Below are 19772 nucleotides of genomic sequence, written 5' to 3'. Positions count from 1 at the left end.
CCGCCACACCCGGCGGATTGGATGAGTTTCGGTCTGGCGGCAGGTTTCCTGGCTCGCGGGTCGTCGCCGCGCCTCCCGCCTTCCCGGCCTGACGGCCCGTGGCATTTCCGGAGGCGGACTCGCCGCATACAGTTGCGGGGGCAGCCGCGGCCTTGGACCCCATCCGGGTCCGCACCGCATTCCCTATTATCCCCGGGCCTTCACGGCGGACGGGGCACCGTCGGAGGCGCAGAATTGCAGGCGGACCCCCGATTTGCAAGCGGCCATTTGGCGCCCGGAAAGCGTGCCATCGAACCCGGAACGCTCCGTCCATCCTGCCGTTGGTGTGTCGGAAGATCGGTACAGTCTGTCTGGAAAGCTGACACTCCGGACCGCGTGCGATGCTGTCGCCGCCTTTGATGAATTCAACAGTTTCAATGAATTAACGAATTTTCCCGCAATTGGCATGCCCTGTGCTTATATCAGCCTAACCAAAAACGCGGACCGGCAGACGACGCGGACGAACAGGGAGGGAAAAGCGGCACCCATGGCCGACGACATCATTCTGGAAGCGCGCGGACTCTCGAAGGAGTTCAAGGGCTTCATCGCGGTGAAGGAGGTGAACCTCCAGGTCCGCCGCGGCACCATCCACGCGCTGATCGGCCCGAACGGCGCCGGCAAGAGCACGGTCTTCAACCTGCTGACAAAGTTCCTGACGCCGACGCGCGGCCAGATCCTCTACAAGGGGCGCGACATCACCGCCATGAAGCCCGCCGACGTGGCGCTGCTCGGCATGGTCCGCTCCTTCCAGATCTCCGCGGTCTTCCCGCACCTCAGCGTGCTGGAGAATGTCCGCGTCGCGTTGCAGCGCCCGCGCGGCACCAGCTTCCATTTCTGGAAGCCGGAAGCCAGCCTGCACGACCTGCACGACCGCGCCGAGGAGCTGATCGAGGCGGTGAACCTCACCCCCTGGGCCGGCCACACCGCCGCCGAGCTGCCCTACGGCCGCAAGCGCGCCCTGGAGATCGCCACCACGCTGGCGCTCGATCCGGAGGTGATGCTGCTCGACGAGCCGCTGGCCGGCATGGGCCACGAGGACATCGAAGGCACCGCCGCGCTGATCAAGCGCGTCTCCGCCGACCGCACCATCCTGATGGTCGAGCACAACCTGTCGGTCGTCGCCCACCTGTCGGACACCATCACGGTGCTCCGCCGCGGCGAGATCCTGGCCGAGGGCGCATACGACGTCGTATCGCGCAACCCGCAGGTCATGGAAGCCTACATGGGCACGGGGGCCGGCACGGGTGAGGTGGGCCATGCCTGACGGTGCGACCGTGAAGACCGTGATGCTGGAGATCCGCGACCTCCAGGCCTTCTACGGCGAGAGCCACGTGCTGCACGGCGTCAACATCGACGTGCGCCAGGGCGAGGTGGTGACCCTGCTGGGCCGCAACGGCGCCGGCAAGACGACGACCATGCGCTCGATCATGGGCATCGTCGGCAAGCGCAACGGCTCGATCCGCTTCCAGGGCCGGGAGCTGATCGGCATGGCGCAGCACAGGATCCCCCGCCTCGGCATCGGCTACGTGCCGGAGGAGCGCGGCATCTTCTCCTCGCTCAGCGTGGACGAGAACCTGATGCTGCCGCCGGTGGTGAAGTCGGGCGGCATGACGGTGCCGCAGATCTACGAGCTGTTCCCGAACCTGCAGGGCCGCGGCACCACCCAGGGCACGCGTCTGTCGGGCGGCGAGCAGCAGATGCTGGCCATCGCCCGCATCCTGCGCACCGGCGCCGACCTGATCCTGCTCGATGAGCCGACCGAGGGGCTGGCCCCCGTCATCATCGAGCAGATCGGGGTGGCGGTGCGCAAGCTGAAGCAGCGCGGCTTCACCATCGTCTTGGTGGAGCAGAATTTCCGCTTCGCCGCGACCATCGCCGACCGCCATTACGTGATGGAGGAAGGCCATGTCGTGGACATGATCCCCAACGACCAGCTCGCCCAGAACATGGACAAGCTCCACACCTATCTGGGTGTCTGACCAAGTCACCCCCTCTGCCGAAAACACTCAAAACAAAGCCAATCGAAGGGAGTTCGAAATGCTCAAGACGTTGCTTTGCGGGACCGCATTGCTGGCGCTGACCGCCGGGGCCGCGCACGCCCAGGTCTCCAACAACGTGATCAAGATCGGCGTGATGAACGACCGGTCCGGCATCTACGCCGACCTCGCCGGCGAAGGCTCGGCCATCGCCGCCCGTCTGGCGGCTGAGGAGTTCGGTGGCAAGATCGCCGGCGCGCCGATCGAGATCGTCGTCGCCGATCACCAGAACAAGGCCGACATCGCCGCCAACACGGCGCGCGAGTGGATCGACGCCGGCAACGTGGACGTCATCGCCGACGTGCCGAACTCCGCCGCCGCGCTGGCCGTCCAGGGCATCACCAAGGACAAGAAGCGCATCTTCCTGATGTCCGGTCCGGGCTCGACCGACCTCAGCGGCAAGTCCTGCAGCCCCTATGGCTTCCAGTGGACCTACGACAACTACGCCATGGCCGCCGGCACCGCCCGCGCGCTGGTCGAGCAGGGCAAGAAGAACTGGTACTTCATCACCGCGGACTACGCCTTCGGCCACTCGCTGGAGGATGAGACCTCGAAGATGGTCAAGCAGCTCGACGGCAAGGTCGCGGGCAACGTCCGCCATCCGCTGGGCAACGCCGACTTCTCGTCCTACCTGCTCCAGGCCCAGGCCTCCAAGGCCGACGTGATCGGCCTCGCCAACGCGGGCGGCGACGCCACCAACGCCGTCAAGCAGGCGTCGGAATTCGGCATCACCCAGTCGGGCCAGAGCCTCGCCGGCCTGTTGCTGTTCATCAGCGACATCCACGCGCTGGGCCTCCAGGCCTCCCAGGGCCTGCTGCTGACCACCGGCTTCTACTGGGACGCCGACGAGCAGACCCGCGAGTGGACGAAGAAGTTCGAGGCCAAGGCCGGCCGCAAGCCGACCATGGTCCAGGCCGGCGTCTACTCCGCCGTCCGCCACTACCTGAAGGCGGTCGAGGCGGTCGGCTCCGACGATCCGGACAAGGTCGCCGCCAAGATGCGCGAGACCCCGGTCGCCGACATGTTCACCAAGAACGGCAAGATCGCCGCGAACGGGCGCATGTTCCACGACATGTATCTGGCCCAGGTGAAGACCCCGGGCGAGTCCAAGGCCCCCTGGGACTACTACAAGATCGTGAAGACGATCCCGGCCGAGCAGGCGTTCCTCGACCCGGCCAAGAGCGGCTGCGCGCTGGTGAAGTAAGGGTCTGAGTTTCGAGACGGGCCCCCCTCCCGGCCTCCCCCCGCTTTGCAGGGGGAGGGTTGGGTGGGGGCCCACCCCAAGCACCCAATCAAAAAAACACAAGTCCGATACACAGGGAGGGACGGTCATGTTCGACTTGCTGGGGGTGCCGCCCCAGGTCCTGTTCGGCCAGCTTCTGCTCGGCCTCATCAACGGGTCCTTTTACGCGCTGCTCAGCCTTGGGCTGGCGGTCATCTTCGGCATGCTGAACGTCATCAACTTCGCCCACGGCGCGCTCTACATGATTGGCGCCTTCGTGGCGTGGCTGCTGCTGACGAAGCTCGGCCTCGGCTACTGGTGGGCGTTGGGCCTGTCGCCGCTGATCGTCGGGCTGCTCGGCGTGGTTCTTGAAAAAACCATGCTGTCGCGGCTCTACAAGCTCGACCATCTCTACGGCCTGCTGCTGACCTTCGGCCTCGCCCTGATCATGGAAGGCGCCTTCCGCCACTTCTACGGCGTGTCGGGCCAGCCCTATCCCATCCCGGACGCGCTCAAGGGCGGCCAGAACCTGGGCTTCATGTTCCTGCCCAACTACCGCGGCTGGGTCGTCGTCGCCTCGCTGATCGTCTGCTTCGGGACGTGGTTCGCCATCGAGCGGACGCGGCTCGGCGCCTACCTGCGCGCCGCCACCGAGAACCCGGTGCTGGTCCAGGCCTTCGGCATCAACGTGCCGGTGATGATCACCGCCACCTACGGCTTCGGCGTGGCTCTGGCCGGGCTGGCCGGCGTGCTCGCGGCACCCATTTATCAGGTGTCGCCGCTGATGGGCTCCAACCTGATCATCGTCGTCTTCGCGGTGGTGGTGATCGGCGGCATGGGCTCCATCCTCGGCGCCATCGTCACCGGCCTGGGGCTGGGACTGCTGGAGGGCCTGACCAAGGTCTTCTACCCCGAAGCCTCCAACATCGTGGTGTTCGTCGTGATGGCGATCGTCCTTCTCATCAAGCCCGCGGGCCTCTTCGGACGGGAGCGCTGAGCCATGGCCGCCCAAATCAAGACGACCGACACCCAGACGACGACCATCGCGCTGCGCCGTCCGGGGCAGGACACCGCCCGGAACGCCATCATCCTCGGCATCGGCCTGCTGATCGCGCTGGCGGCGCCCTTCGTGCTGTACCCCGTCTTCGTGATGAAGGTGCTGTGCTTCGCGCTGTTCGCCTGCGCCTTCAACCTGCTGATCGGCTTCGCCGGCCTGCTGAGCTTCGGCCACGCCGCCTTCTTCGGCGGGGCGGCCTACATCACCGCCCATTCCGCCAAGGTCTGGGGGCTGGGGCCGGAGGTCAGCATCCTGCTCGGCATGGGCTTCTCCGCGCTGCTCGGCCTCGCCTTCGGCGCGCTGGCGATCCGCCGGCAGGGCATCTACTTCGCCATGATCACGTTGGCGCTGTCGCAGATGGTCTTCTTCATGGCGCTGCAGCTCAAGTTCACCGGTGGCGAGGACGGCATCCAGGCGGTGCCGCGCGGGCATCTGTTCGGGGTGATCGACCTGAACAACTCGCTGTCCATGTACTACTTCGTGCTGGCGGTGTTCCTGGTCGGCTTCGCGGTGGTCTGGCGCGCCGTGCATTCGCCCTTCGGTCAGGTGCTGAAGGCGATCCGCGAGAACGAGCCGCGCGCCGTGTCGCTCGGCTACCGGACGGAGCGCTACAAGCTGCTGGCCTTCGTGCTGTCGGCGAGCCTCGCCGGGCTGGCCGGCGGAACCAAGGCGCTGGTCTTCCAGCTCGCCTCGCTGACCGACGTGACGTGGCAGATGTCCGGCGAGGTGGTGCTGATGACGCTTCTCGGCGGCATGGGCACGCTGCTCGGCCCGGTGGTGGGGGCGGCCATCGTCGTCACGCTGGAAAGCTATCTGGCGGCCACCAGCATGCCGGTTCCGGTGGTGATCGGCGCCATCTTCGTGGTCTGCGTGCTGGTCTTCCGCCGTGGCATCGTGGGTGAGCTCCAGGCCCGCTTCGGCCGCCGCTGAACCTCAAGAACCGAACGGCATAAAAAGCCAACATCAGGAACCGCAAGATGGATCAACCGTCCCCTGGTCAATTGCTTTCTGATCAGCCGTTGTGGACCCCGTCGGAGGCGCGCGTGGCCGCCTCCAACCTGACGGCTTTCCGGCAGGCCGCGAGCGCCCGCTTTGGGCTGCGGCTGGACGATTACGATGCGCTTTACGACTGGTCGGTCGCCGGCAAGGAGGATTTCTGGCGCTTCCTGTGGGAGTGGGCCGGACTCAAGGGCGATCTCGGCGGCGTGGCCCTGGCCGACGGCGACAAGATGCCCGGCGCCCGCTGGTTTCCCGAGGCCAGCCTGAACTACGCCGAGAACATGCTCGCCAACGCGCCGGACGGCGAGGCGGTCGTCTTCTGGGCCGAGGACAAGGTCAAGCGCCGCTGGTCCGGCGGCGAGCTGAAGGCCGAGGTGTCCCGCCTCCAGCAGGCGCTCAAAGCCGCCGGCGTTGGCAAGGGCGACCGCGTCGCCGCCGTCGTGCCCAACATGCCCGAGACGCTGGCCGCCATGCTCGCCACGGCCAGCCTGGGGGCCATCTGGTCCTCCTGCTCCCCCGACTTCGGCGCCCAGGGCATCACCGACCGTTTCGGCCAGATTGAGCCGACCGTCCTCTTTGCTCCCGATGCCTACTGGTACAACGGCAAGAGCCACGACATCCGTGCGAAGATCGCCCAGGTGCTGACCGAGCTGCCCACCGTCAAGGCCGCGGTCATCATCCCCTACGTCAACGAGACGCCGGATGTCTCGGCCATCCGCGGCGGCGTCACCTGGGGCGACTTCATCGCCCCCTTCGCGGCGGCGGAACCGAGCTTCGAGCGGGTGGCCTTCAACCATCCGCTGTTCATCCTCTATTCGTCGGGAACCACCGGCAAGCCCAAGTGCATCGTCCACGGCACCGGCGGCACGCTGCTCCAGCACGTCAAGGAGCACCGGCTGCACAGCGACGTGAAGCCGGGCGACCGGGTGTTCTACTACACCACCTGCGGCTGGATGATGTGGAACTGGCTGGTCTCCGGGCTTGCGGCCGGGGCGACGCTGCTGCTTTACGACGGCTCGCCCTTCGCACCGGACGGCAACATCCTGTTCGACTACGCCGACGCCGAGGGCATGACCCTGTTCGGCACCTCGGCCAAATTCATCCAGCAGGCCGAGAAGTCGGGGCTGGAACCGATCCGCACGCACCGGCTCGACACGCTGCGGGCGCTGGCCTCGACCGGCTCGCCGCTGATGCCGGAGAACTTCGCGTACGTTTATCGGGCGATCAAGACGGACATCCATCTGGCCTCGATCAGCGGCGGCACGGACATCGTGTCCTGCTTCGTGCTGGGCAACCCGACGGCCCCGGTGTGGGCGGGCGAGCTGCAGACGGCGGGGCTCGGCATGGCGGTGGCGGCCTTCGACGACTCCGGCCACGCGGTCAGCGGCGAGAAGGGCGAGCTGGTCTGCACGCGGCCCTTCCCCTGCATGCCGGTGGGCTTCTGGGCCGACCCGGACGGGGCGAAGTACCGCGCGGCCTATTTCGAGCGTTTCCCCAACGTGTGGACGCACGGCGACTTCATCGAGCGCACCGTCCACGGCGGCTGGGTGATCTACGGGCGCTCGGACGCGGTGCTGAATCCCGGCGGGGTGCGCATCGGCACGGCGGAGATCTACCGGCAGGTCGAGCAGCTTCCGGAGATCCTGGAGGCGGTGTGCATCGGCCAGGAATGGGACGGCGACGTGCGCGTCATCCTGTTCGTGGTGCTGCGCGAGGGGCTGACCCTCGACAAGGCGCTTGAGGACACGATCCGCAAGCGCATCAAGGAGAACTGCTCGCCGCGGCACGTCCCGGCGCGCATCGTGGCGGTCAAGGACATCCCGCGCACGCGCTCGGGCAAGATCACCGAACTGGCGGTGCGCGACGCGGTGCACGGCCGCCCGATCAAGAACACCGAGGCGCTGGCCAATCCCATGGCGCTCGACGAGTTCCGCGAGCGCCCGGAACTGGAAGGCTGACCGGCGTCCAGCCCTCTCCCCGGGCGGGGGGAGGGCACCCGAACCAACAAGACAACAGAGGATAAGCCATGACCTTGACTCAGAAGGTCGCGGTGGTCACCGGCTCGACCAGCGGGATCGGCTTGGGCATCGCGCGGGCGCTGGCCGGAGCCGGGGCGGACGTGGTGCTGAACGGGTTCGGCGAGGCGGCCGCCATCGAGGAACTGCGCGCCGGTCTGGCGGCGGAGTTCGGCGTGCGCGTCGGCTATCACGGCGCCGACCTGTCCAAGCCGGCGGAGATCGCCGCGCTGATCGGCCACGCGGAGGAGACGTTCGGCTCCGTCGATGTGCTGGTGAACAACGCCGGCATCCAGCACGTCGCCCCGGTGGAGGACTTCCCAGCGGAGCGCTGGGACGCGGTGATTGCGCTCAACCTGTCCGCCGTCTTCCACGGCACCCACCACGCCCTGCCGGGCATGAAGCGGCGCGGCTGGGGCCGCATCCTCAACATCGCCTCCGTGCACGGGCACGTCGCGTCGGTCAACAAGTCGGCCTACGTCGCGGCCAAGCACGGCGTGGTCGGGCTGACCAAGACGGTGGCGCTGGAGACGGCGGGCACCGGCGTCACCTGCAACGCCATCTGTCCGGGCTGGGTGCTGACCCCGCTGGTGCAGAAGCAGATCGACGCGATCGCCTCGACCAAGAACATCCCGGAGCCGCAGGCGAAGGCGGAGCTGCTCGGCGCCAAGCAGCCCTCCGGCGCCTTCGTGACGCCGGACGAACTGGGCGGGCTGGCGGTCTTCCTGTGCTCCGATTCGGCGGCGCAGATGACCGGCGCCAGCCTGCTGATGGACGGCGGCTGGACCGCGCAGTAAGGGCGTTGTTGCCCTCTCCCGCCTCGGGAGAGGGAGGGACCCGCCGCGAAGCGGCGGGAGGGTGAGGGTGCCAGCAAGGATCAGTGTCTTGATCCTCGCACGACCCTCACCCGGCCCTTCGGGCCACCCTCTCCCGGGACGGGAGAGGGATTCCAAGTCACTTCTGGACGTTGGCGGCGGTCTGGCCGAAGAGGATCTTCTTGCCCTCGTCGGTGACCGACGGGCGCTTGGCCAGTTCCGCACCCTTCTCATAGGCGCGGACGGTCGCCGGGCGGGCCTGGATCGCTTCGAACCAGCGCTTCAACTCGGGGAAGTCGGCGAGGTTCTGGCGCTGCCGCTCGTGCGGGACGACCCAGGGGTAGCAGGCCATGTCGGCGATGGTCAGCTCGTCCCCGGCGATGAAGGCGCGGCCGGCCAGACGCTTGTTCAGGACGCCGTAGAGGCGGTTGGTTTCCTTCACATAGCGGTCGATGGCGTAGGGGATCTGTTCGGGCGCGTATTGCACGAAATGGTGGTTCTGCCCGGCCATCGGGCCGAGGCCACCCACCTGCCAGAACAGCCACTCCAGAACCGTCTTGCGGCCCCGCAGGTCGGCGGGCAGGAACTTGCCGGTCTTCTCCGCCAGATAAGTCAGGATCGCGCCCGATTCGAAGACCGACACCGGCTCCCCGCCGTCGGCCGGAGCGCGGTCGACGATGGCCGGCATGCGGTTGTTCGGGGACATCGCCAGGAAGTCCGGCTTGAACTGGTCCCCGGCGGAGATGTCCACGGGATGGATCGTGTAATCCAGCCCGGCCTCTTCCAGGAACAGCGTGATCTTGTGCCCGTTGGGGGTCGGCCAATAGTGAAGGTCGATCATGGCGGTCCTTCCGGTTTGTCTCCAGCCCCGAAAAGTGATGGAGCGAACGGTTTCAGGCAACCCGCGCCGTGCGCGGATCAGCCCTCCGGAAGGGGCAGGCGACGGGCGCAACGTCGCGGCCCCCGAAATGTTGAATACGCTGAACCGACAATCATCATGAGGACCGTCATGAGCGACGACCGGACACCCGCCACCCAGCCCCAGCGCAAGGACGACCGGATCGACGAGGCCCGGGACGGCACCGTCAAGCCCGACCAGGGCGGCGAGGCCGAACTGACCGAGAAGGAGGAGCAGAAGCGCGGGGGCGCCAACAAGTCCACGCCGGGGCCGATCTACGACGTGTGAGGCCGGGCCCTGACGACCAACCTTTCACGAGACGAGCGCCAGGGTGGGGTCGGGCGGTATCGGCGTGGCATCTTCCAACGTCCGGGCCACCTCGTCCAGCGGGGCGGCGACCACCAGCGGTTCGGAGCGTCCGGCGAAGGTGATCTCGGTCCGCTCCCCTTCGATCCCACGCAGGTACAGAACGCCCGCGGCGTTGATCATGACCGGCGCCCCGGCGTGGTCGGTGAATTCGATGAACTTCATGCAGGACTCCCACGGAGGTTGCATCACGCTTGGACTGTCTCAAACACGCAAAGAGGGCGGCGGGTTCGCTTCTCCGGATGGCACTGCCCGTTCGGTGCCCCCTCGGCTCGCTCCATTGCGCGCAATCAGCCCCTTGATTGATGCACCGCATCGACAAACATGGGCGCTGCGGGCCACGTCGGTCCGCGCCGTCCGCCAACAAGGAACAGATGCCGTGAAGTTGCTCGTCGTCGAAGACGACCCGTTGATCGGGCCCGCCATCAAGGCCGTGATGGAGAATGCCGGATACACGGTCGTCGGCCCTCTGCGCGACGCCGCCAAGGCGACGCGGCTGGGGGTCCGGGAACAGCCGGATCTTGCCCTGGTGGACGTCTATCTGGCCGGAGGCGAGAACGGGCTGACGCTGGCCCGCAAGCTGTGGGAGGAGCACAACATCCCCTCCCTGCTGATCACCGGTTTCGACCACCGCGGCGAGGAGGCGCGCGATTTCGCGGTCGGCCTGCTGCGCAAGCCGGTGATGCCCGACGCGCTGGTCGATGCGGTCGGGGCCGTCGGGGAAATCCTGGCGGGGCTGCGCCCGTCCTCCATCCCCCCGGCGCTGGAACTGTTCGGGCGGCCCGAGCGCGCGACCCCCGCACCGCAGCCGGCGCCCCAACCGGCGCCGCAACCCACACAACAGCCCATGCGGCGGCAGGGCTGAGGCCCTGAGGGCCCGCCCTGCCGTTTTCGCATGCTTTAAACAGTATCCTTAGACAATGACCGTTGGTCAGCGGTCCGGCGTCTCTTCCGGACCGCCCGCCGCGGGGGCTTCCGCCGGCTGAGCGGAGTTCTGCGCGGGGGCCGCGGCGGATGGACCGTCCTGCGGCTTGCTGTTTTCGGAGCCGTTGCTGGGGTCCAGTTCGACCCACTGGCGATGATCGCTCATGACTTGTCTCCCGTCCGTCTGTGGTCGCGTCCCGTGATGCAGGAATGGTCCGGTGAGGCGCCTCTCGTTTCCCCGTTCGGGCGCCTGTCCTTTGGAATAACGCGTGGCGAAGGGATTCGATCAATCCCGAGCGAAGAAATCGGGTATTTTGTCAGGCCACCCTGTCCGGTGGCCTCCTTCAGAAGCCCCCACGGGCCAGGGCTGGCTCGCCCCGCCGCAACAGCCGCCGGGCGAGCGACAGCGGGGCGCGCAGCATCCGCCCCACGGCGGCGCGGGGACCGAGCGGCTTCTCGATCGCGTAGTATTTGCGGATCGTCTCCCGCACCTCCCACACACCGGTGAAGCCCCTGGGAATGACGAAGGCATCGCCCTCCCCATGCTCCTGCGGCGCGCCGTCCCGGGGGGTGATGACCACCCGCCCGGCCAGCAGGACGCAGAACTCCTCGTAGGGCCAGTCGGCCATGGCGATGGTGCCGGGCGTGCATTGCCAGACCCCACAGGCGAACCGCCCCCCGCCGCCGTCGTAGAGGTTCAGGAAACTTTCCTGAGGGTCGCCGGACAGAACGGTCCCGAAGACGGCGGGCTTGCCGGGGTCGTCTCCGATCAGCCGCTGGTCGATGGGAACGAGCGCGCGGCGCGGCAGCGGGTTGCGGTCCATGTCACTCACCCCTCCCGCACCAGCAGGGCGACGGGGAAGTCCCGGAACAGGTCGGCGGCGGTCACCGCGTCGGCGGCCTCCAGCGTCCCGTCGGTCAGCGCGTTGCGCCAGCGCTGCCCGCGCGGCAGCGGGACGGAGGTGTCGCCCCACTCCGGGGTCTCGCCCAGCGCGCCCACCAGACGCGGGGCGGCGACCACGACGGTCTCGTCGCCGAGGCGCCGGGCGAAGGCCACCACATGCTCCGCCCGCTCACCCGTCGCTTCCAAAGGCAGGTACTCGCCCTTGGCGAAGAGGTCGGGCATGGCCGTCCGCAGGGCCAGGGCGCGCCGGGTCAGGGAGAGCTTCACCGCCCCGTCCTGCCAGCGGCTCAGCAGGCTGCCGATCTCCGCCCCCTCGACCTCGTCGAGCAGGCGGCGGCGCGCGTCGTAGTCCACCGGGCGCCGGTTGTCGGGGTCGACGAGGCTGAAGTTCCACAGCTCGCAGCCCTGATAGATGTCCGGCACGCCGGGGCTGGTCAGCTTCAGCAGGGTCTGGGTCAGCCCGTTGACCATGCCGATGCGGGCGAGCCGCTCCTGGAAGGGCAGGAAGGCGTCGAAGAAGGCGGTGCTGCGCGACACGTCCAGCGCGTCGTGGACGAAGCTGGTCATGGCGCTTTCGTAGGCTTCGTCGGGGGCGGCCCAGGTGCTGTGGACCTTGGCCTCGCGCATCGATTTGGTCATGGCGCCGGCGAGGCGCTCCGCGAACTCCGTCATCGCCTGCGGGTCGAGGCTGGCCGGGTCCGCGCCGGTCAATTCCGCCGGCCAGGCGCCGACGAGGAGCTGGTAGAACAGATACTCGTCGTTGCGGTCGGGCGGGGCGGTGCCCTCCACGTCGCCGCGGCGGGCGCGGAGCAGGCGGCTCCAGGTCTGGATTTGCCGCTCCCACTCCTCGGGCATTTCCGACAGGGCGTAGAGGCGGGCGCGGGTGTCCTCGCCGCGCTTGGTGTCGTGGGTGGTGCTGCCCAGCATGGCGTGGGGCCAGCGGGCGGCGCGCTCGGCGTTGGCGTTGTGGAAGTTGGCGGAGCCGACCCCGAAATGCTCCGGATGCCCGCCCACCTCGTTCAGCGCGGCCAGCCGGTTGTAACGGTAGAAGGCGGTGTCCTCCAGCCCCTTGGCCATCACCGGGCCGCTGTACTGCTGGAAGCGCATGGCGAAGCGCAGCACCTGTTGGCGGCTGTAGCCGCTGCGCGGTTGGGCCACCAGATCGGTGGTCAGCAGCCTGTGCAGGAAATCATAGGCGGAGGCGTCGGTGTTCGGGTCGGCCTTGCGCGCCTGGGTGATCGCCCAGTCGATGCTCCGTCGGTCCAGCTCGCTGACGCCGCGCCAGTCCACATAGGTGCGGTAGACGGGGAAGCGGGCGATGGTCTCCTTCAGCGCCTGGTGCAGGATGTTGGCGGTGAAGTCGGCGGTGCGCGGGTTGGCGCGGGCGATGCGCGAGGCCTGCCGGGCCAGCACATGAAGCTCGCTGGCCATCTCGCTTTCCATGATGCGGATCTTGCTCGTCCGCACCACCTCGTCGAAGCTCTCGCGCCGTCCGGTGAAGTCGGCGTAGAGCTTGGTAAACGCCTCCTCCCCCCGCGGGTCGACGAACAGCCCGCCCATCAGGTTGGCGAACTCGTAGCCGGTGGTGCCATCGATCGGCCAGTCCTCGCGCAGCCGCTCGTGGCGGGCCAGGATCTTCTCGACCACCAGATAGAAGGGCCGCTCGGTCGCCTGGGCCAGCCGCTCGCAATAGCCCTTGGGGTCGTAGAGGCCGTCGATGTGGTCGATGCGCAGCCCGTCCAGCGTGCCGTCGTCGACCAGCTTGAAGGCCAGCCGGTGGGCGACGTCGAACAGCTCTCGCTCCTCCATGCGCAGGCCGGCGAGTTCGTTGATGTTGAAGAAGCGGCGGTAGTTGATGTCGTCCGCCGCCACCTTGAAATAGGCGGCGCGCCAGTTCTGGGCGGCGATCAGGTCGGTCAGGCGGCGCCAGCTCTCCGGCTCGCCCTCCGCGCCGCGGAAGCGCTTCAGCCGGCGCTCCACGGCCTCAGCGACATCGGGCTTTTCGGAGACCAGGGCGGCCAGCTCGGCCTTCAGGGCGTTGGCGCGGCGGATCTGGTGCGGGCGAACCTGATCGAGATGGCGGAAGGCGTCGCCGATGCGCTCCAGGTCCGGCTGGTCGTCGCCGAGGATCGTGCCGTAGTCGGCGGGCCGGATGGGCAGCTTGTGGGTGTCGTAGGCCCAGACGGCGAAGCCGCCGGCCTCCCTGTCGAAGCGCAGTTCCAGCCCGCCGGATTCCAGCACCGCGCCGAACTGGTCGCCGAGCAGCGGCACCAGCACCTTGCCGTGCAGGTAACGGCGGTCGGGCTCCCACTCGATGTCGAAATAACCGGCGTAGGGGCTGTCCGGCCCCCATTCCAGCACGTCCAGCCACCAGCCGTTGTCCGACCCGCCGACGCCCATGTGGTTCGGCACGAAGTCGAGGATCTGGCCCAGCCCGTTGCGCTTCAGCGCCTCGACCATGGCGTGGAAGGACTCCTCGCTGCCCAGCTCCGGGTTCAGGGCGTTGTGGTCGACGATGTCGTAGCCGTGGGTGCTGCCCGGCCGCGCCTTCATGTAGGGCGAGGCGTAGAGGTGGCTGACGCCCAGCCGCGCCATGTAGTCGGCGATTCCGGCGGTGCGGTCGAAGCCGAACTCGGCGCGCAGCTGCACGCGGTAGGTGGCCAGGGGGATCGGCTTATCGGCGTCCGCCGCCATGGGTTGGTCTCCTGATGGATGTTCCCTCTCCCTTTGGGGAGAGGGGAGGGTGAGGGGGTTGCGCGTGTGCCGGACGTTCGGGAGTTGCGGGACCCTCTCACCCCAACCCTCTCCCCGGAGGGGAGAGGGGGTTATCGTCCTTTTTCCCGTCCGCCACCGCGGCCGGCCGGGCGGCGGCCATGATGGCGGCGATGGCGCCGGCCTGCGGGCAGTCGGCCATGTCCTCCAGCGCGAGGCGCAGCTTGCGGCGCCAATTGGGGTACTGGTCCACGGTGCCGGGCAGGTTCACCTGCTCCAGCTCGGCGGTCAGGTCGTCCATCTGGACCATGGCGATGGCCGAGCCGGTGCGGGCGAGGAAGGCGTGCACCGCGTGGCCCAGCGCCTCGCTGTAGGGGCTGTCGGGGCCGAAGCTGGCGGGCAGCGGCAGGAAGGCGTCGGCCAGGGCCTCCAGCAGGCGGGCGCGTTCGGCCATGCGGCGGTCGCGCTGACGCTCCGCCTCGCCCTCCGCGGGGTAGAGGCCGCGCTCCTCCTTCAGCGTGATGTCGTGCCCCTCCCACCAGCCGCGCAGCGTGGCGAGGTCGTGGCTGCCCACCGTGGCGAGCGCCGCGTAGGGGTAATCGTCGGGGCCGCGGAACCCGCCGTCCTCGGTCCATTCGAAGAACATCACCCGGTAACTCAGGACACCCGCCTCCGCCATGCGCTCGCGGAATCCCTCGGGCACGGTGCCCAGATCCTCGCCGACCACGAGGCAACGGTTGCGCTGGCTCTCCAGGGCCAGGATTCCGAGGAGGTCGTCCATCGGGTAGGCGACGTAGGCCCCTTCGGAGGGCGGGTGCCCCTCCGGTATCCAGTAGACGTGCTGGAGCGCCATGGCGTGGTCGATGCGCAGCGCCCCGGCGTGGCGCATGTTGGCGCGCAGAAGCTCGATGAAGCGGGCGTAGCCGCCTTCGCGCAACGCGTGGGGGTGGAAAGGCGGCAGGCCCCAGTCCTGCCCGGCCGGGTTGAACAGGTCGGGCGGGGCGCCGACATGGGCCTGCGCGACGACCACATGCGGGTCGGCCCAGGTCTCCGCTCCGCCGCTGTCCGCCCCGACCGCGAGGTCGCGGAAGAAGCCGACGGCCATGCCGCGCTCCCGCGCCCTCTCCGCCGCCGCCTGCAACTGGCTGTCGGCCAGCCATTGCAGCCAGACGAAGAAGTCGATGCGCTCCCGCCGCTCCTCGGCGAAGCGGCGGACGGCGGGGGAGGTGGCGTCCCGATACTCCTCCGGCCAGCGGCGCCAGTCGGGCGTGCCGTCCTTGGCGAAGCGCTCGCGCAGGGCCTGGAAGGTGCAGAAGCGCTCCAGCCCCTCGCCCAGCTCGGCCCGGAAGGCAGCGAGTGCCCGACGCCGCTCCTCGCTGCCATCGGTCTGGAAATGGGCGAACAGCCGTTCCAGGACCGGCAGCTTCAACGCCGCGACGGCGGCGTAATCGACCAGCGGGGCGGCCCCCGCCGCCTGCACCGCGCCGAGGAAGCTCTCGTCCGCGATCCGGTCGCGGGTCTCGGCGCAGCCCATCAGTTCCGGCACCGCCAGCACATCGATGTAGAGCGGATTGAGGAACAGGCGGCTGGCCGGGGAGTAGGGGCTGGCCTGTTCGGGCTGGTCGAGGAACAGCGCGTGCAGCGGATTCAGCCCGACGATGCCCGCGCCGCGCGCCGCCGCCATCTCCGCGACGTTGACGAGGTCGCCGAAGTCGCCGATCCCCCAATCCCCGGCGCAGCGCAGGGCGTAGAGCTGCACCGACAGGCCCCAGATCCGCTCGCCCATCTGGAGCGGGGCGGGCAGATGGCAGGTGGCGGGGGCGGCGATGACCGTCATCTCCAGGCCGGGATGCTCCGCCCGCAAGCCGTCGACGTCCAGCCGCAGCTGGTGGTAGCCGGGTGCCGGAGCCGCGCCGAGGTCGAGGCGGCGCACCTCGAAGTGTTGCCCACCCACGCCCGCCTTGCGGACCAGCGGCAGGTCGCCGAAATCGGCCTCGCCGCTGCGGTCGCCCCCGCCCTCCAGCGTCAGGGTCCAGCGCAGCGTCCCGCTGCCCTCCGGCAGGGTGACGGTGACGGAGAAGGGCGGACGGTCGATGCGCAGCACCGCCACCGGGGGCAGGGGGCGGGCCAACTCGCGCCGCTCCAGTGCCGCCAGCGCCTCCTCCGGGTCGTCGGCGTCCACCTCCATGGCGGCGAGCAGGGCGCGGATGGTGCCCTCCGACGCCTGGATGGTCTCGCCCGAGGCGCCGGTGTAGTGCGTCTCGATCCCCATCCGCTCCCCAAGCCGGTCGAGCGCCGTCGTCTCCTCGATGGTCCACAGGACGGACCGCGGCGCCATGGTTCCGCCATCAAGGCCCTTGCCCTCGGTCCACAGGACGCGGCCCACGGCCTCGCCCATGCCCGTCACGGGGGCGTCGGACAGGTTGGCGAGCAGATGCAGGCGGCTGCCGTCGCCCAGCCGCCAAGAGACACGGATGCCCCGCCCGTCGATCACCTCGTGGGCGGCGGCACCGCCGGGCGCGTTCTCCAGCCGCGGCGCGATCTCCTTGCGGCGCACCGCCAGGATGCGGCGGTACCAGTCCAGCCATTCCCCGTGCTCGCCCGTCTCGCGGTCGTCCCAGTCGAGCTTGGCCGACTGGAAGGTTTCCGGCGCGGTCGGGTCGGGGATGCGGTCGCGCACCTTCGGGTCCTGGAATTCGGGGAACTTGGCGAACTCCTCCCGACGGCCATTGCGCACCGCCTCGGCCAGCTCGTCGGCGAAGTCGCAGAAGAAGGGGAAGGGACGATCGGACGCCCACTCCTCGCCCATGAACAGCATCGGGATGCCCGGCCCCAGCAGATAGAGCGAACTCGCCGCCCGCACCGCTTCGGGCCGCGAGAAGCGGGTGATGCGGTCCCCGAAGGCGCGGTTGCCGATCTGGTCGTGGTTCTGGATGAAGGTGACGAAGGCGGTCGGCGGCAGATGGGCCGACGGCTCGCCGCGCGCCTCGCCGCCGCGGTAGGAGGAGGCGTGGCCCTGGAAGGCGAAGCCCTCGGCCATGGCGCGGGCCAGCTTCGCCGCGTCGCCGGCGTAGTCGGCGTAATAGCCGGCGTCCTCGCCGGAGGCCCAGACGTGCAGGCAGTGGTGCAGGTCGTCGTTCCACTGCGCGGTGTGCCAGCGCGGGTCGCCCTCCGGATGGCGTTCCAGCAGGTGGGCTTCGTTCTCGTCGTTCTCCAGAACGAGATGGACGTGGCGGCGGCACCGCACGGCGTCCTGCACGCGCTCGGCCAGTTCCTGGAGGAACAGCTTGTCGCTGTCGTCGAGGATGGCGTGGACCGCGTCGAAGCGCAGCCCGTCCATGTGGAACTCCTCGATCCAATAGAGCGCGTTGTGGATGAAGTAGTCGCGCACCGTGGCGTTGCGTGGCCCGTCCACGTTGATGGCGTCGCCCCAGGGCGTCTTGTGCCGGTCGGTGAAGAAGGCCTTGGCGTAGGCGTGGAGGTAGTTCCCGTCCGGCCCGAAATGGTTGTAGACGACGTCGAGGAAGACCATCAGCCCCTTGGCATGGGCGGCATCGACCAGCGCCTTCAGGTCCTCCGGGCGGCCATAGGCGGCGTCCGGGGCGTAGGGCAGCACCCCGTCATAGCCCCAGTTGCGGGCGCCGGGGAAATCAGCCACCGGCAGCAACTCGATGGCGGTGACGCCCAGCTCCACGAGGTGGTCGAGCTTGTCGATGGCGGCGCGGAAGGTGCCCTCCTCGGTGAAGGTGCCGACGTGAAGCTCGTACAGCACCGTCTCGTGCCAGGGGCGCCCGGTCCAGGCGGCGTCGGACCAGCGGAAGACGGTGGGGTCGATCACCTCGCTCGGCCCGTGCACGTCGTCGGGCTGGTGGCGGGAGGCTGGGTCGGGCACGCGCAGCCCGTCGGGAAGCTCGAACTGGTAGCGGGTGCCCGCCTGGGCCTGGGCGGTGGTCCATTCGAACCATCCGTCGGCCCGCCGCACCATGGGCAAAAGGGCCTGGGTGTCCTCCAACCACAGCGAGATCTGCTCGGTCCCCGGCGCCCACAGGGTGAAGCGGACGGAGCCGTCGGGCTGCACCTGAGCGCCGAAGGGCATGGCGTGGGCGCGCGCCTCGCCGATGCGGGTGGCCCCAGGGGCGGCCAGCCCGACCGGGCCGGACGCGCGGTCGGCCACCTCCGGCCCGGCGTCGGCGCCCAGGATGCCGATGGCCCCGGCCAGCGGGATGGCCAGCCAGTCGGGCCGGTTCGCCAACTCGTAGCCGATTTCGTAGAGCGCCTTCTCCAGAAGGAAGAGTTTCAAAAGCTGCGTGGCGGTGGCCGCGTCGGCGGGCCAGCCCGGGCAATCCCCGATGGCTTCGCGGTAGCCGGCGACGAAGGCGGATGCGGCTTCCCCCTCCCACCAGTTCAGCCAGGCGGTGCGGGCGCCGCGCGCCGTCTCGTCCAGGTCGTCAGGCAGGGCGGCCCGCGCCCCGGCGGCGGCGTAGGTGATGGAGCGCAGCATCCCCGCCACGTCGCGCAGGATGCAATGCTTGGCCCGCCGTTCGGCCAGTGGGCGCATCGGCTCGCCCTCGAAATCGACGATGAACAGGTCGTCCTTGCCGGCCAGCACCTGCCCCAGGTGATAGTCGCCGTGCAGGCGCATGGCGTGGAAGGTGCCGTGCGGCGGCGTCAGCGTCTCGATCTGGCGCATCACCGTCGCCTCGCTGTCGGCCAGCGACGCGGCGTAAGGGGCGAGGTCGGCGTTCAGTTGCGGGGCGGCCTCGCGCAGCTGGCCCAGAACGCGGCGGGCAAGGGTGCGCACTCCGTCCGCCCAGCCCCTCAGCATGGCGGGGGTCACCGGCTCCGGTGTGAACGCGTCGCCGCCGCCGGGGGTGGCGAGCGCCCGGTGCATCTCCGCCGTGCGGCGGCCCAGCCGGCGCATGAAGGTCATCAGGGCGACGTCGTCCACCGTGTCGTCGAAGCGCTCGACACGCTTCGCCAACTCGGCGGTGACGTGGCTCCAGGCGTCGCGGGCCTCGGGGACAAGCTCCTGCAGGATGCACAGGGTGGCGGCCTCGCCGTCGCCCGTGCGCTCCACCCAGCCGAGCAGGGCGGGGGTGTTGCGGAAGTTGGCGACCTCGGTCAGGAAGCGCCCGACCTCCAGCTCCGGATGGGTCCCGGATTCCAGCTTGCGCAGCCCCTTCAGGATCGCCGCGTCGCCGACGCGGACGGAGGTGTTGGATTGCTCCACCCCGGTCCAGCGCAGCGGGGCGCCGCCGTCCAGCGCGCCTTTCACGGTGTCGAAGGCGCGGCTGCGGCCATAGCGCAGGCCGCCGTTCTCGCCGCCCTTGTGGATGCCGTCGAGCAGGGCTCGCACCACCTCCTCGTCGCCGTAGCCGTCGCGCAGGCTGCCCGGCCAGGGGAGCGCATCCGGACCGGCGATGGAGAAGGGATCGGCGGTGTCGGTCTCGCCGCCGTCGCCTTGGCCGTCGCGGTTGAGCACCAGGGGAAGCTGGTAGAGCTGCGGCTCGCGCCCCGGTGCTTCCACCCGCAGCAGGCAGAGCTGGGCGGAACCGGAGGCCAGCGGAAGCGGCAGAGCATCGACGATGCGCACGGTGGGCGTGCCGGCGTCCTTGGCGGCGTACCAGCGCCGTCCGGTCAGGAAGCCCGGAAGCAGTTTGTCCTGAAGCAGGGACAGGGCCTCACCCTCGATGGGGCTGGAAAAAGCGTTCGATTTGGGCGCTGTCGGCAAGACACGTCTCCCCTGTTGGGCGGCACGGCTCGCACAACAACCGGGGCGGTGCGG

General features: G+C 69.2%; 15 protein-coding genes and 1 riboswitch. Of the genes, 9 read left to right on the top strand and 6 right to left on the bottom strand.

Annotation, left to right across the window (positions count from 1 at the left end):
- Positions 1–21: 21 nt before the first annotated feature.
- Positions 22–237, bottom strand: a riboswitch (cobalamin riboswitch).
- 289 nt (positions 238–526) lie between these two features.
- The 7 genes from Sp245p_RS17985 (at position 527) to Sp245p_RS17955 (ending at position 8165) form a co-directional block, all read left to right on the top strand.
- Positions 527–1303, top strand: a complete 777-nt coding sequence (locus Sp245p_RS17985; protein ID WP_014197557.1) for an ABC transporter ATP-binding protein — start codon at positions 527–529, stop codon at positions 1301–1303.
- Positions 1296–2018, top strand: a complete 723-nt coding sequence (locus Sp245p_RS17980; RefSeq protein WP_041812306.1) for an ABC transporter ATP-binding protein — start codon at positions 1296–1298, stop codon at positions 2016–2018. The genes Sp245p_RS17985 and Sp245p_RS17980 overlap by 8 nt, the downstream gene beginning before the upstream one ends.
- Before the next feature lie 58 nt (positions 2019–2076).
- Positions 2077–3279, top strand: a complete 1203-nt coding sequence (locus tag Sp245p_RS17975; protein WP_014197555.1) for an ABC transporter substrate-binding protein — start codon at positions 2077–2079, stop codon at positions 3277–3279.
- Between the two features lie 127 nt (positions 3280–3406).
- The gene (locus Sp245p_RS17970; protein WP_014197554.1) at positions 3407–4294 is read left to right on the top strand and encodes a branched-chain amino acid ABC transporter permease; all 888 of its coding nucleotides are present in this window, start codon (positions 3407–3409) and stop codon (positions 4292–4294) included.
- Positions 4295–4297: 3 nt separating this feature from the next.
- Positions 4298–5284, top strand: coding sequence for a branched-chain amino acid ABC transporter permease (locus Sp245p_RS17965; protein ID WP_014197553.1), 987 nt, complete (start codon positions 4298–4300; stop codon positions 5282–5284).
- A 47-nt stretch (positions 5285–5331) separates the two neighbouring features.
- Positions 5332–7311 (top strand): acetoacetate--CoA ligase, encoded by a 1980-nt coding sequence (locus Sp245p_RS17960; RefSeq protein ID WP_109138722.1) that lies wholly within the window; start codon positions 5332–5334, stop codon positions 7309–7311.
- 68 nt (positions 7312–7379) lie between these two features.
- Positions 7380–8165, top strand: a complete 786-nt coding sequence (locus tag Sp245p_RS17955) for a 3-hydroxybutyrate dehydrogenase (RefSeq protein ID WP_014197551.1) — start codon at positions 7380–7382, stop codon at positions 8163–8165.
- Between the two features lie 157 nt (positions 8166–8322).
- Here Sp245p_RS17955 and Sp245p_RS17950 read toward each other — a convergent pair whose 3' ends face one another.
- A complete protein-coding gene (locus Sp245p_RS17950; RefSeq protein WP_014197550.1) occupies positions 8323–9024 on the bottom strand; it encodes a glutathione binding-like protein in 702 nt (233 codons plus the stop codon).
- Between the two features lie 168 nt (positions 9025–9192).
- Here Sp245p_RS17950 and Sp245p_RS34985 point away from each other — a divergent pair, with 168 nt between their 5' ends.
- Positions 9193–9369 carry a hypothetical protein gene (locus tag Sp245p_RS34985; RefSeq protein ID WP_014197549.1) on the top strand — a complete coding sequence of 59 codons (177 nt, stop codon included), beginning with the start codon at positions 9193–9195 and terminating at the stop codon, positions 9367–9369.
- Between the two features lie 24 nt (positions 9370–9393).
- Here Sp245p_RS34985 and Sp245p_RS17945 read toward each other — a convergent pair whose 3' ends face one another.
- Complete coding sequence (locus tag Sp245p_RS17945) at positions 9394–9612, bottom strand: hypothetical protein (RefSeq protein ID WP_014197548.1); 219 nt, start codon at positions 9610–9612, stop codon at positions 9394–9396.
- Between the two features lie 214 nt (positions 9613–9826).
- On the opposite strand from Sp245p_RS17945, the gene Sp245p_RS17940 reads away from it, so the two are divergent.
- Positions 9827–10312: a response regulator gene (locus tag Sp245p_RS17940; protein WP_014197547.1), complete on the top strand. Its 486-nt coding sequence runs from the start codon at positions 9827–9829 to the stop codon at positions 10310–10312.
- 66 nt (positions 10313–10378) lie between these two features.
- Here the strand turns inward: Sp245p_RS17940 and Sp245p_RS34980 are convergent, their stop codons facing one another.
- From Sp245p_RS34980 to treZ, 4 genes are all read right to left on the bottom strand, one after another.
- Positions 10379–10537, bottom strand: coding sequence for a hypothetical protein (locus Sp245p_RS34980; RefSeq protein ID WP_014197546.1), 159 nt, complete (start codon positions 10535–10537; stop codon positions 10379–10381).
- Positions 10538–10715: 178 nt separating this feature from the next.
- Entirely contained in the window at positions 10716–11195 is a 480-nt protein-coding gene (locus Sp245p_RS17935; protein WP_109138721.1) for a cupin domain-containing protein, read from the bottom strand.
- Between the two features lie 5 nt (positions 11196–11200).
- Positions 11201–13969 carry a malto-oligosyltrehalose synthase gene (treY, locus tag Sp245p_RS17930; RefSeq protein WP_109138720.1) on the bottom strand — a complete coding sequence of 923 codons (2769 nt, stop codon included), beginning with the start codon at positions 13967–13969 and terminating at the stop codon, positions 11201–11203.
- 97 nt (positions 13970–14066) lie between these two features.
- Entirely contained in the window at positions 14067–19718 is a 5652-nt protein-coding gene (gene treZ, locus Sp245p_RS17925) for a malto-oligosyltrehalose trehalohydrolase (protein WP_109138719.1), read from the bottom strand.
- Between the last annotated feature and the right edge of the window lie 54 nt (positions 19719–19772).

Origin of the sequence: Azospirillum baldaniorum (genome assembly GCF_003119195.2) — a bacterium.
GTDB lineage: Bacteria > Pseudomonadota > Alphaproteobacteria > Azospirillales > Azospirillaceae > Azospirillum > Azospirillum baldaniorum.
The sequence above is the reverse complement of the archived record's forward strand: the minus strand, read 5'-3'. Positions and strand labels throughout refer to the sequence as shown.